The organism is Paenibacillus sp. FSL H8-0315 (assembly GCF_038005365.1).
Classification (GTDB): Bacteria; Bacillota; Bacilli; order Paenibacillales; family Paenibacillaceae; genus Paenibacillus_AQ; species Paenibacillus_AQ odorifer.
In genome coordinates this window covers 6570085-6583118 of sequence record NZ_JBBOTA010000001.1, presented here as the reverse complement: position 1 = coordinate 6583118, position 13034 = coordinate 6570085, and the positions used below count along the sequence as shown (strand labels likewise).

At 42.5% G+C, this 13034-nt stretch carries 12 protein-coding genes; 5 read left to right on the top strand and 7 right to left on the bottom strand.

Features of this window, described 5'->3' with window-relative positions; genetic code table 11:
- Positions 1 to 42: 42 nt before the first annotated feature.
- The 3 genes from MHB56_RS28800 to MHB56_RS28790 form a co-directional block, all read right to left on the bottom strand.
- Positions 43 to 1857, bottom strand: coding sequence for a hypothetical protein (locus MHB56_RS28800; protein ID WP_341144312.1), 1815 nt, complete (start codon positions 1855 to 1857; stop codon positions 43 to 45).
- A 289-nt stretch (positions 1858 to 2146) separates the two neighbouring features.
- Positions 2147 to 3130, bottom strand: a complete 984-nt coding sequence (locus tag MHB56_RS28795) for an aldo/keto reductase (protein WP_076184577.1) — start codon at positions 3128 to 3130, stop codon at positions 2147 to 2149.
- Positions 3131 to 3145: 15 nt separating this feature from the next.
- Positions 3146 to 3736, bottom strand: a complete 591-nt coding sequence (locus tag MHB56_RS28790) for an SDR family oxidoreductase (RefSeq protein ID WP_341144311.1) — start codon at positions 3734 to 3736, stop codon at positions 3146 to 3148.
- Between the two features lie 156 nt (positions 3737 to 3892).
- Between MHB56_RS28790 and MHB56_RS28785 the strand changes: the two genes are divergently transcribed.
- Together MHB56_RS28785 and MHB56_RS28780 are read left to right on the top strand one after the other, a co-directional pair.
- Entirely contained in the window at positions 3893 to 4801 is a 909-nt protein-coding gene (locus MHB56_RS28785) for an AraC family transcriptional regulator (protein ID WP_076184576.1), read from the top strand.
- On the top strand, positions 4794 to 4949 hold the full coding sequence (locus tag MHB56_RS28780; RefSeq protein WP_179087429.1) for a hypothetical protein: 156 nt from the start codon (positions 4794 to 4796) through the stop codon (positions 4947 to 4949). Before MHB56_RS28785 ends, MHB56_RS28780 begins: the two co-directional genes overlap by 8 nt.
- Before the next feature lie 313 nt (positions 4950 to 5262).
- On the opposite strand, the gene MHB56_RS28775 is transcribed toward MHB56_RS28780, so the two are convergent.
- On the bottom strand, positions 5263 to 6759 hold the full coding sequence (locus MHB56_RS28775) for a glycoside hydrolase family 43 protein (RefSeq protein WP_341144310.1): 1497 nt from the start codon (positions 6757 to 6759) through the stop codon (positions 5263 to 5265).
- A gap of 143 nt (positions 6760 to 6902) precedes the next feature.
- Here MHB56_RS28775 and MHB56_RS28770 point away from each other — a divergent pair, with 143 nt between their 5' ends.
- Positions 6903 to 7766, top strand: a complete 864-nt coding sequence (locus MHB56_RS28770) for an AraC family transcriptional regulator (protein WP_341144309.1) — start codon at positions 6903 to 6905, stop codon at positions 7764 to 7766.
- Between the two features lie 460 nt (positions 7767 to 8226).
- Here the strand turns inward: MHB56_RS28770 and MHB56_RS28765 are convergent, their stop codons facing one another.
- On the bottom strand, positions 8227 to 9207 hold the full coding sequence (locus tag MHB56_RS28765; protein ID WP_076303769.1) for an aldo/keto reductase: 981 nt from the start codon (positions 9205 to 9207) through the stop codon (positions 8227 to 8229).
- Between the two features lie 352 nt (positions 9208 to 9559).
- Here MHB56_RS28765 and MHB56_RS28760 point away from each other — a divergent pair, with 352 nt between their 5' ends.
- On the top strand, positions 9560 to 10690 hold the full coding sequence (locus MHB56_RS28760) for a glycosyltransferase family 61 protein (RefSeq protein ID WP_341144308.1): 1131 nt from the start codon (positions 9560 to 9562) through the stop codon (positions 10688 to 10690).
- A 76-nt stretch (positions 10691 to 10766) separates the two neighbouring features.
- Here MHB56_RS28760 and MHB56_RS28755 read toward each other — a convergent pair whose 3' ends face one another.
- Positions 10767 to 11492, bottom strand: coding sequence for a RibD family protein (locus MHB56_RS28755; RefSeq protein ID WP_076217571.1), 726 nt, complete (start codon positions 11490 to 11492; stop codon positions 10767 to 10769).
- Positions 11493 to 11504: 12 nt separating this feature from the next.
- Entirely contained in the window at positions 11505 to 12251 is a 747-nt protein-coding gene (locus tag MHB56_RS28750; RefSeq protein WP_341144307.1) for an SDR family oxidoreductase, read from the bottom strand.
- Between the two features lie 168 nt (positions 12252 to 12419).
- Between MHB56_RS28750 and MHB56_RS28745 the strand changes: the two genes are divergently transcribed.
- Positions 12420 to 12965, top strand: a complete 546-nt coding sequence (locus MHB56_RS28745) for a TetR/AcrR family transcriptional regulator (protein WP_341144397.1) — start codon at positions 12420 to 12422, stop codon at positions 12963 to 12965.
- Positions 12966 to 13034 lie beyond the last annotated feature (69 nt).

Genomic DNA, 13034 nt, shown 5'->3' with positions numbered 1-13034 from the left:
CACACTAAAAAGGATGCGGAAAATTCCGCACCCTACTGTAAATTATTTTTTTATATTACTGAGCGCATTTCGACCTAAACGTTCCATCAGCTGCTGCTTGTAGAGACTATTAATGACGACATGTTGACCGCAACTGCACCAATATCCATCTTCACGGGGCCGGGAATCATAATCGTTAGGAACCAGTCCGGGTACCTTGCTACCAACATGGCCAATGGCGTAATTTTGAGCGGTTGGTGGCCGCTGTAAAGTGAGCTCTCCGTGTGTATTCCAAGTAACATAATTCGCACCTGCCCAACCATGTCCGCTGCCTAACCACGCCCTATCCCGAATAGAGATGGGAGCTTTGATATTATCGAACAGGCCTCCGACTGACCAGCGATGATGAGGTTCACTGGTGTTATAATTTTTAACAGCTTCTCCATCCAGAAATACATTCGGCCCCGGTACCCAGCTATCGACGGTGAACGCATGCCGCGCCGTCTCTGTATAAATACGTTGAGCGAGATTTAGCTGGCCCATCTGATGTATGACATAACGGCGACCCCCAGTAACCACACTGATCATATCGTACATTTGACAGTCCTGAACCGTAATCCATTTGGAATAACGCTTCATTTGAACGAGAGAATAGGACAGATGATAACCTCTCACCTCTCGAACCCAGCCATTCTTCACACTGTTGAACACGACGAAGCGTTCAGCATGCTTTTCGTCCGCATAATAAGGATCTGTTGTATCGTTATCCATCTTAATATCTATAATACTTGGGTCAAAATCGGACTCTACCCTCATATTCTCTACCCCAACCTGCTGAATGCGGACATCGTCCGTATATTTATAGATCTCTCCGCCGCCCCACTGACGTTCGATAGCATTCGCCAATGGGGCATCGACCGTAATCGTATTACCTACAATAGCAGTGATGACTCGGTCAAAATCCAGATTGAACGGTGACCATTGGGTTACGGTTCCACCCGGGCGCTTATATATGTTACCCATACCAATTTCGTGAATCCAATTTTTATTACCTATTCTGCGGACTATGATCTGATCGCCTACATTGTAAGCACCCCCGTCTTCTACATGGAAAGAACGCGAGCCTGAGGGTACATACAAATCTGAAATCATCTGCTTCGAGTTGCTGTCCAGCATAAGATCTGCATTTTCACCAATTTCAATTAGATTTCGCAGTTTCGCTCCGGTACCATAGAGAATAGTGCCCTCTTTTTCCTGACCTTCACCGCGAAGGACGATCCCGCTTGCTTTAATGAACAACGTGCCTCCGACTTCATATCTGCCTTTTTTCAACAGGACTGCCCCGCGGAATCCGTTCTTATCGAGCGGGAGCATAGCCAACTGGTCAATTGCCACCTGAATACGGTCCGTCGCGTCTCCGTCCAAGGGTAGAACGGTCGACTTAACGGGAATATTCGGGATCTCAACACCACCACCCCTATAACCCACATTAGAAAAGTCCAAGATACGATTACCTCGATAATCACCGATATACATCATCATTCCATCGTTACCAAGGAAAGCGATTGTGCTCTGTCCCGCGGGGATGCTCTTTGGATCCAGCACGGTAAAATAATATGAGTCATACTGAGGAGCTATTCCGTCCTGCTTGAGGGTCATTCGCAGTTCATAAGTACCCAGTAGATCAGCCGTGCCTAACGGTGTCCATTCCATTAACGAGTCTTTAACCATAGGAGTCTCAGGCAACTCAGTCACCAGTTTCGTTCTATCAAAAATCAATTCACCGGCAACCCTTCCGTTAACACACGGTGTGAAGGAAACCGTCGGGTACACCTGACTTGGATTGAGGATGGCTGGTTGGCCAATTTCAGTATTCATGTGCGTATGCTTCAATGTGGAATTAATAATAAAGAGTTCATCTCCTTTTCTATATTCACTCTCACATATCGGATACATATTACCTTGGCTTAAGAAGAATTAACATGTCATTTTTATCGATTGGAATGTGTTTTCTTATTCACCTATTTATGCAAACCCTTGCACCCGCATGGTGCTGAGCAACGATTAAGCCAAACTAAAGACAAGTTTCTAAAGGCACTAAATGGTAGATGAAAGTTTAGCTTAGGTAAAAAAAAGGCGCGATCCCCAAGGGTATCACGCTTTTTATCTAGCTTAGATTTCCTATAACTGGGTGTGGCACATAAGGCTCTTCCAGACTCGCTATTTCACTTGGCTCCAGCTTCACTGATACCGCTGCAACGGCGTCCTCCAGATGATTTGCTTTGGTTGCACCAATGATAGGCGATGTTACTTGCTCTTTTTGCAGAACCCAAGCAAGCGCTACTTGGGCACGTGGAATCCCGCGCTTTGCCGCAATTTCGGCAACTACCTCAACAACCTTGCGGTCAGCCTCAGCCATTTTTGCATAAAATGCCTTTCCGACTTCGTCTATCTCTGAACGAGCTGTTTGTTCATTCCAATCACGGGTTAGTCGACCTTTAGCAAGCGGACTCCATGGGATCACACCGATTCCTTCTTCCCGGCAAAGAGGCAACATTTCCCGTTCTTCTTCCCTGTAGAGTAGATTCAAGTAATTTTGCATAGAGACAAATTTAGTCCAACCGTTACGCTCAGCAACATGCTGTGCCTGCAAGAACTGCCAAGCATACATAGAGGACGCTCCAATATATCTAACTTTACCTGCCTTTACTACATCATGAAGGGCCTCCATGGTCTCTTCGATAGGAGTGTCATTATCCCAACGATGGATCTGGTATAGGTCCACATAATCTGTGCCCAGCCGTTTTAGACTGTTGTCTATTTCGGTCATAATCGCTTTGCGTGAAAGTCCTGCTCCATTTGGTCCCTGATGCATCCGGAAAAACACCTTTGTAGCAATGACTACCTCATCGCGGCGAGCGAATTCTTTTAAGGCACGTCCGACAATTTCTTCGCTTGTTCCGTCAGAGTATACATTAGCCGTATCAAAGAAGTTGATGCCAAGCTCCAGTGCTCTTTTAATAAAGGGTCTGCTCTGCTCCTCATTTAGCGACCACGGAGCCATTCCACGTTCAGGTACTCCGTAACTCATACAACCAAGACAAATTCTAGATACATCCAAACCAGTACGACCAAGTTTTGTATATTCCATTAGTTTGTGTCTCCTTTAGATTTTGGGTTTGTTTACTCCTAAACTGCGGCGAATTTCCATATCTGGTGACTCGGCCAATTTAACAACTAATGCAGCCACACTTTTTCGCGACACTTCTCTCCCTTTAAAAGGTTCACCTTTCTGAGTTGTTTCGTAGTCTATCTCGTCTTTATAGGTAAACCATCCAGGTCTCAAAATTGTATAGTTAAGATTTGAAGCTTCAATAATTTCTGCAGATTTACGATATGGATCCAATATACTGCTGTACTTCTCTCCTGGAACTTCATCGTAAATGCCCATTGAGCTGATAAAAATCAAACGTTTAAGACCAGTGGTGTTCATTGCTTCAACGATGGTCTTAGACATTTTCTCCAAATTACCTGCCAGATTAGCATAAACAACATCTTGCCCGATCACCGCTTCTTTTAATTGCTCACTATCCAACACATCTCCTTCAACTACTCGAGCACGGCTGGATGTTATATGGCTTAATCTGTCCGAGTTACGGAGATAAAGTGTTAACCGGGCATCGGTTTCGTTCAAAAACAAATCAATCGCATGTCGTGCAATTCCGCCATTAGCGCCTAAGATCAAAACATTGCTCAATTTTAAAACTCCTTTCTTAGTTCTAATTATGCGATAAATGAAGTGAACGCCGTTATCTCAATTATCTTAAATGATTGCCTATTCCTCTCACTATCACTAACACAAAAGATGTTTTTACTTTATAATTGAATAAGAACAAAACATTAGGAGGAGCACATGTCTAAAGAATTACTAGAGCGGAAAGAAGAACTCGCCAGATTGATTGAACATCATTCGAGCCAGGATGGAGTATATGAGACCGCTATCCCCTCATTATTTGTGATTCGTAACTCCAATGTGACCGAGCCAGTATACAGAGTATACAAACCTTCTTTATGTTTCATTGCGCAGGGAACAAAGGAGATCTTATTGGCCAAGGAGCGTTTTGAGTATGGTCCCGCAAATTATCTAATATCATCAATGAATTTACCCGTTATCGGTCAGATTATAAAAGCTTCTCCCAACGCACCCTATTTAAGCTTTAAGCTAGAATTCACGCAGAGTCAGATTTTGAAAGTACTAAATGATTCCGAATTTAAACTCGCTCCGAAAGAAAATGCTAAGCGCGCTATGTATGTCGGGCAGATAGAGTTACCACTATTGGATGCGATCCTGAGATTGGTACGTTTGCTGGATGATCCCAAGGACATTCCGTTTTTGGCTCCGATTTATACTGATGAAATTCTATACCGGCTTCTGCAGGGACCCTATGGAGTTACACTCGCTCAAATTGCGATGGAAGGTAGCAGCACCTACCGCATTCGGGAGGCCATCGAACAGATTATCGAGAACTGTGATAAACCTTTGCGGATTGAAGAGCTTGCTGAAACAGCCAGTATGAGTATTTCTTCGTTCCATAGACACTTCAAAGAGGTAACTGCCATGAGTCCTATTCAGTTTCAAAAGCATCTGCGCTTACAGGAAGCTCGCCGCCTTTTATTATCTGAATCAGCGGATGCAGCGGATGTCGCGTTCCGAGTTGGCTATGAAAGTGCATCACAATTCAGCCGCGAATATTCTCGGATGTTTGGTTCACCACCTAGAGCAGACATCAAGCGTTTGAAGGAAGATATGCTCATTGGATAAAAGCGAACGTGTTCGTCATTCACAATATGGAACTATCAGCTTAACACCAACTTGTATGGGTAACCTTTGCGCACAGGCTGATTCTATCGGGCTGGTCCTATCAGGTTTATCCTATCTGCTGATCACTATCGGACCCACGGGACCTTAAACGCAGTATTATCTCACATTTGGGATGCTAAAGGACCGCATAGCCGCTATTGGCTCAAAAAACACTCAATATGAATCTATTTCGAAGTAATAGCTGCATTGGGGTCCGAAACTATGCTTAAAAAGTGATAAATACGCAAATAACGTCCTCTGAGTCCTTAAGCCTAAGAGGTTGATAAATACAAGCTGAGGAAGACAACCAACAACAACCAAAAAACACAAAGCAGCGATTCATCCATACTTGGAGAATCGCTGCTTTGTATTTTTCACAAGCTAACACTGCTTTTTCTGACGATCACGTAGCCGACCGCCTTTTATTTCTTTTGATAGCTAAACCAATCATAATAAGCAGTTGTTCCATAAGGAGAGTAGTTATACATGCCGAAGAATACTCCAGTAAATCCGCCTGCGACTTCAGTAGATATCAAGTGTGTCTCGGCTTCGCCAAGCAGATGCCATATTTGATCCACACCTCGATAGTAAAATATATATTTTTCAGGTAATACCTGGATTCTCAATTCTACCCCTGTACCTTCGAAAGCCGAAGAATATGCCACACCAATTATGCTCCCTACCTGTCTGCGCAGCGTAATAACATTTTCACCTTCCATCTGCGTTAGTCCAATTGCGTAGTGATACTTCTGATCCATAAAAACTACAAGACCAGCTTCGTCACCCTCAAGAGGGCTAAATTCCATTTTGGTGGTAATTTCACAATTCAAATGCCGCTGTCTACAGCCAATAAAAGCAGGCGTACCCTTCTCATTTAATCTCACATCTGATCCACGTAAAGCTAGCCACCCTCCCCGTTCCTGCAATGACCAATCCACCTTATTAGCATTACGTATGAAATTCCAGCTCATTCTTAGGTCAGATTGATCAAAATCGTCGGTTTCAGGCTCTTCTTCCCACGGCATTGGTGAGGGCAGGTCAGCTTCCATTTCTAAACCAACCACTCCGTTATCACCAATCATTGGCCACCCCTCCTCCGTCCACTGAACCGGAGCCAAATATGTCTCTCTGCCAAGATGATGACGGTAAGGATAACCTACTGGTCGAATCCCCAGAAATACCGCCCACCAGCTACCATCCTGAGCTTCAACTAAATCGGCATGCCCTGTAGCTTGAATGGGGTAATCTGAACTTCGATGTGTCAAAATGGGATTGTGAGGAGACGATTCATAAGGCCCATATGGCGATCTACTTCTTGCAATAGTCTCCATATGTCCATATTCTGTCCCACCTTCCGCACACATCAAATAGTAGTAATCGTTTATTTTGTAAAGATGTGGACCCTCAGGGAATTTCCCTCCGCTACCAGTCCAGATCAAGCGTGTATCGCTAAGCTTTTGACCCGTTTCAATATCAATCTCACATTGGTAGATCCCCATCCCTTGCTCGGAGCCTGTGCTTGTGAAATAAACCTTTCCATCGTCAAAAAACAAGGAGGGATCAATGCCTTCTTGCTCCACATAAAGTGGATTCGACCATTCGCCTGCCGGGTCATCCGCCCAAACGTAGAAATGACCTCCGCTATCCTGATTTGTCGTAACCATATAAAAACGACCGTTATAATAACGAAGAGTCGGCGCCCAAACACCTCCGGACACCACGGATTCATCAAATTGAAGCTGATTCTCACGAGTCAAACAGTACCCAAGCTGCTTCCAATGCACCAAATCCTTGCTGTGCCAAATGGGTATTCCCGGAGAATAGGCAAATGAACTGTTTACCAGATAATAATCCTCGTCTACTCTGCAAATGCTTGGATCTGGATAAAACCCCGGGATAATCGGATTGTTATATTTCATGTAGTATTCTCCTTCTCTATCTTAATCACTGAAACCTATGTCAAGGATTATACTGCTTCAACTGGATAGAAAGCCTTGATTATTCGGTCCTAAAATAGCATGATATAGACATTCATCTAGACAAGCTTTTGGAGGGTAACGAGTTGAGTGAATTTTATTTAAAATGGTTTACATCTGATCGTCAATTTCCATTTTTTATTCAATACGGCTATCACGACGAAGACACCGATCTACATAGACATGCGGACTTTTCAGAGCTCGTAATTGTATTGAGTGGCACAGCTACACATATTGTTAATACTGAGGAGTCTTTTATCAAAAAGGGAAATGTGTTTGTAATTAATGGTTCGACCCCGCATGCTTTTAAAGATCCTCAGGATTTCAAGATCTGCAATGTTATGTTTCAGCCTGAATTGCTATCGACGGCCGGAGTGGATTTGCGGACATCCAACGGCTTTCAAGCCTTATTTGTGTTGGAACCCCTGTATCGTCATAAACATTCCTACACAAGCAAACTCAGCTTGCCGATTCCTAACCTGGAGTATGTCTCTTTTCTCATTGCGGGTATGATTGAAGAATATCACAACAAGCTACAGGGTTATCAAACCATGCTGGGCTCCAAGTTTATGGAACTGGTCGTCTATTTGTCCAGACATTATGACCCACAGGAAAAAGGGATTCAGGGGAACCATCTGATGCATTTGGCGAATGCACTCTCATATATGGAAGATCGTTATCTTGAGCCGTTAACACTGGATCAGATCGCCAAACATTCGGACATATCAGTCAGACACTTAAACCGGATCTTTCGCTCCTACTATCAGACAACCCCGATCGCTTATCTTCATCGTTTACGTCTGGAACGGGCTTGCGGGTTATTAAAGCATTCTAATCTCAGTATCACCCAAATCTCACATGAATGCGGGTTTAGTGATAGTAATTATTTTACTCGCCAATTCACTAAAATCTATGGGATGTCACCCAAGGTCTATAGGAACAAGCTTTGAGGGTAAAAAAAGAACACCAGGCAGCGATTCTCCTATTATTGGAAAATTACTCCCTGGTGTTTTTGGATTAATACGCATTACCTGATCAGATTATGGGCAAGTGAATATAAACAGACTAATGGTCGCTAATCGCTTATAGCAAACCTTGAACTTGAGGCGATCGGAATTTACTCTCCGCATTCTTCTAGATCTACGTCTTAATCGAATCTGGAAAATAACTGCATTCTATACACTTATTCCGTACGCAGAAAGAACCTTCATACTTTAACTGCACTTTATACAACTAAAAACAACCAAACCTACCTAATGGGTTGAAAATCAAGGAAATAGATGTACGAAGTACACTTATATCTACGAGCTGAGTGATTTGAAGGAATATAGCTGTACGAAATACAGTTAAACGTTGGTAAACAACGCTGACTTCGGCTCTACGGGATTATCCTCCCCCATTGATTATTTATTAATTAAAACCAACGATGGAATGTGGTACATAAGGCTCCTCTAAAAACGCAATTTCTTCAGAGGTTAAAGTAATGGATAACGCACTTACTGCATCTTCGAGATGCGATGTTTTTGTAGCCCCGATGATAGGTGCTGTAACTGGTTCTTTTTGAAGCAACCAAGCAAGAGCGATATGAATCCGTTGAACACCGTGTTTTTCGGCGATTGTCGCAACTCGCTCCACGACTAATTGATCGGTATCGGCAGTTCCATCATATTTAGATTTTTGAATCTGATCAGTTTCTGAACGATGAGTTGATACCGCCCAGTCTCGCGTAAGTCTTCCTGATGCAAGGGGACTATAGGGAATAACACCAATATTCTCTTCCTTACAAAGCGGCAACATCTCTCGTTCTTCTTCACGATAGATAAGATTGAGATGATTTTGCATAGATACAAATCGGGTCCAACCGTTTTTCTCCGCTACATATAACGCTTTTTGAAACTGCCAAGCATACATTGCTGAGGCACCTATGTATCTTGCCTTACCAGCCTTCACTACATCATGAAGAGCTTCCATCGTTTCTTCGATAGGTGTGTGATAATCCCAGCGATGAATCTGATATAGATCTACATAATCTGTTCCCAATCTCTTGAGACTCTTATCAATCTCACTCATAATTGCTTTCCGGGATAATCCTGCTCCGTTCGGACCTTCATGCATACGGTTAAAGACCTTAGTTGCTAAAACAATCTCGTCTCGATTGGCATAATCCTTAAGCGCTCGTCCAACGATTTCTTCACTCGTTCCATCGGAGTATACATTCGCTGTATCAAAAAAATTAATACCCAGGTCAAGCGCTTTTTTTATGATAACACGGCTCTGCTTCTCATCAAGCACCCATTGATGGATCCAACGTTCGGCAACGCCAAAGCTCATACAACCTAAACACAGTTGGGATACGTCCAGCCCCGTTTTTCCAAGTTTTGTATACTTCATTTATCTCGAATCCACACTTTCCAATTAAATTGTAATATCCTAATGCCCTGTCTTAAAGGGGTACATATTAATTCATAAAACAGCTCCAACGCATACCGATGAAAAGGAACTGGGGAATAGTTAACACTTCCAGCAGTACATTGCACCTAATCGATGATTTAAACGGCGTTTGAATAAACTGAATTTATATTCAATCCTAGTCCATGTCAAGCCTATTAATCAAGTAATAACAGCATTTGAATCAAATCTTGTTCATCCGCCTCTTTCCGTGTAAGTCTGTGTCCGAAGATTGTTCATTTCATAAAATAGCTTAATAAGGTTTCTGCGCTTCTACTTGGGAATATGAGGTGACATGATGTTATTTTCTGCACAAGGGGTACCACCCCAAGGATATTACCAAAGCATCTGGGACTTTACTTCCCACAACGAAAACAGTACAAAGGAAGCTGGGAATGTCGTTCCTTTTGACTTCGGACGGGCGGCTGAGTTCAGAGCGCCTAAAAGCATTGAAACGAGTATTGCTCCAGCACTAACACCTTATTGTTTGAAGCCCTTTGGCGGATACGTTGCCACCATTTCCAGAGGGAAGGTATGGGGAGAATCTGGTGCTGTTCTAACACCAGAAGGGAAATTGATCTTTGATCTTTCCCAAGAATATGACGCCAAGCAATATAGGATGCTTGAAGCAGATGAGCACCCAGTGTTTCACCGGTGGAATGATCCGCAGCTTCAACATTTTGCCGGGACCGCGGCGGTGTTAACCTTTTGCGGAGCCCATAACTATTTTCATTGGATGTATGATGTGCTTCCTAGATTAGCGATGCTTCAATCGAGCGGAATCACTTATTCCACTATTATCATGAATCCAAATCCGTATGGACCCTTTGTGGAACAAACGTGGACCATGCTTGGGATATCCGAGTCATTGGTGATCCGGACGAATTCAGAAGTATATGTTCAGGCTGACCGGCTACTTGTCCCTTCCTTAATGATGAATTCACATTATCCTCCTTGGACCACGGATACACTGCGAAGATTTTTGTTGCCGCATAGAGAAACAACACTAGTCACTCCAGAACGTTTTTATATCTCACGAAAAAAAGCAAGCTCAAGACGGTTGGTTAATGAAGATGATGTCATCCTCTGCCTTGAGAATTTTAATATCGTACCGATTTGTCTAGAGGACTGGACGGTTGCCCAGCAAATCCAATTATTCGCCTCAGCGAAAGTAATCGTAGGTCCACATGGTGCTGGACTCGCTAATCTGGCTTTTTGCCAGCCTGGAACACAGGTCATTGAAATTTTCCATGCCCAGCATGTTGTTCCAACCTATTGGATGATCAGCAACCATAATAATCTCGAATATTATATGGTGTACGGGCAAGGTGTACCCGATCCTGCGATTCGTTTTCCAGGACTGGAGGACATCTATGTGAACGTAGATCGTCTGAAACAAACGATGCATCTGGCAGGCTTGGAATGAGAAGAATGCTTACTACTTTCTCGAATTCAAAAAGCGCAAAGCATATTTTGCTTTGCGCTTTTTAAGAAACATAGATTTAATCACGCCGTGTTACATACTTCAACCATAGCCCATCATCCGCAAGTTTTTCTACACTCTTCAAGCTAAAATTTGCTGGGGGCTGTTGTTTCATAGATGCATCCATTTCAAATAAGGTCACAGAATTAGAGGCACCATCTGCGATGGGAACTATAACCAGGCTCAACTCATCAATTAAATCTTCATTCAGGAAAGACCCGTTTAAAATGCCCCCACCCTCCAGCATCAATTTATCGATTGAGAATAATTGTTTCAGCTTTCCCACGACTACAGAAAAATTCAATCGTTCTTTTCCACCAAATATATATGAGATTCCTAGATTTTTCAGATAAGCTAGATAAGCATCAGATACCTGTTCTGTAAGCACTTCAATGATATGATCCTCTGTTCTATTGTGACTTCCTTCTGAAATGTAGTTTTTGGTCCAGCCTAATTTTCCAGTGGGATCTACAGCTACTGCATATGTTGAGGCATCTTTTTGAACGATATAGTCTGTTCTTGGAATGCTTGAAAGGTTACTCTGCTCTAATTCTAGTTTATTGCCTAATGTAAAATTCTCCTCCATGGTAATCCTGCCACATATCCAAGCTTTACATCCATACCGATCATGAATATTTTCGTACTCATCAATAAAATAGGCAGTCCGTTCTTCATCCAAATAATCTCCGATGATTTTACCATCCAATGAGGTAAGCATATGGCAAATAATATAGGGTCTGTCCATAATGATCCCCTTTTAACCAACTTGAACAGTTGGACGAATAATCATTTCATTGATAGCTACATCTGACGGTTGCTCAATGGCAAATGTGATCGCACGTGCAATGCTGTCTGCATCAATAGCCACTTTGTAAAATTCATCCAAGCCAGCTTTTGACTCTGCATCTGTGGTAATAGCTAACAATTCGCTGCTGACGGCACCTGGAGAAACATTGGTGACACGAATATTGGTTCCACTCATCGCTTCTTCTTGACGAAGCCCTTCAGAAATTGCTCTAACCGCATGTTTGGTGCCACAATATACTGTACCCCCTGGGTAAATGTTATGGCCAGCAACCGATGACAGATTAATAATATGACCTGATTTTTGCTCTCTCATTGAGGGGAGAACAGCTGCAATCGCATATAAAACCCCTTTGATATTTACGTCAATCATTTGATCCCATTCATCCACCTTTTTCTTAAAAAGAAAGGCTTGTGGCATGATTCCCGCATTATTAACTAATACATCAATTTTGCCAAACTTTTTAAGTGCATAAGCAGCCAGTTCTTCCATCTGTGTTTGGGAAGTCACGTCTGTTACTTTGTAGATGGCCGTTCTACCACTTTGTTCAATTTCTCCTTGTAGCTTTTGTAGACGTTCCTCACGACGTGCGCCTAGGACAAGCTTAGCTCCTTTAGAGGCTAGTTCTTTAGCAGCGGCTTCCCCAATCCCACTAGAAGCACCTGTAATAATTACGACTTTATCTTGGATATTAGACATGCGAATAAACATCCTTTCGATATTGAATATTGATTCATTAATGGACTATAGTCTATTATTATAAACAGTTACAAAATACATTCAATTGTACGATGATTCTGTTTTGTTCAATACTGAACAGATCCTATGAATGTGTTCAGTATTTTCTGAAAGTTAGGTGAACCACGACTGTCTAAAGTGGATAGAAGAATACTCAAAACTCAAGATGCGCTTAAAAAGGCTGTTATTGAACTAATGTCTGAGAAAAATTTTGACGACATTACCATACAGGATCTCTCCAACACAGCAAATGTAAGCCGGGGAACGATCTACCTTCATTATCTGGATAAATATGATTTGTTAGATAAACTTATCGAAGAACATATAGAGGTCCTAAGAACACTTTGTGAATCGGCGTCTGAATTGGATTTTATCGAGGCAACGTTGACCTGGACGGAATACTTCGATAAAAATTATTCTTTCTTCTCTATGATGCTAGCGAGTAAAGGTGCTCCTTATTTCCGAAATCGTTTCTTAAACTTTCTTCTCGACGAGTTTCGGCATGAAGTAAATGTCACCGCAGGAATAAACCTAGGGTTAAATGAAGAGGTTATTATTAGTTTTGTTGCATCAGCTTATGCAGGGGTAGTGGAATGGTGGTTCAAGAATGAAAGACCTGTGACCTATCAAGTCTTGGCTGAACAACTCGGAACGTTATTAGAGAGGAATTTATAAAAAAAAAGCGGCGATTCTCCTATAATAGGTGAATCGCCGCTCTTTTTTATCGGGCATTAATTACGCCGA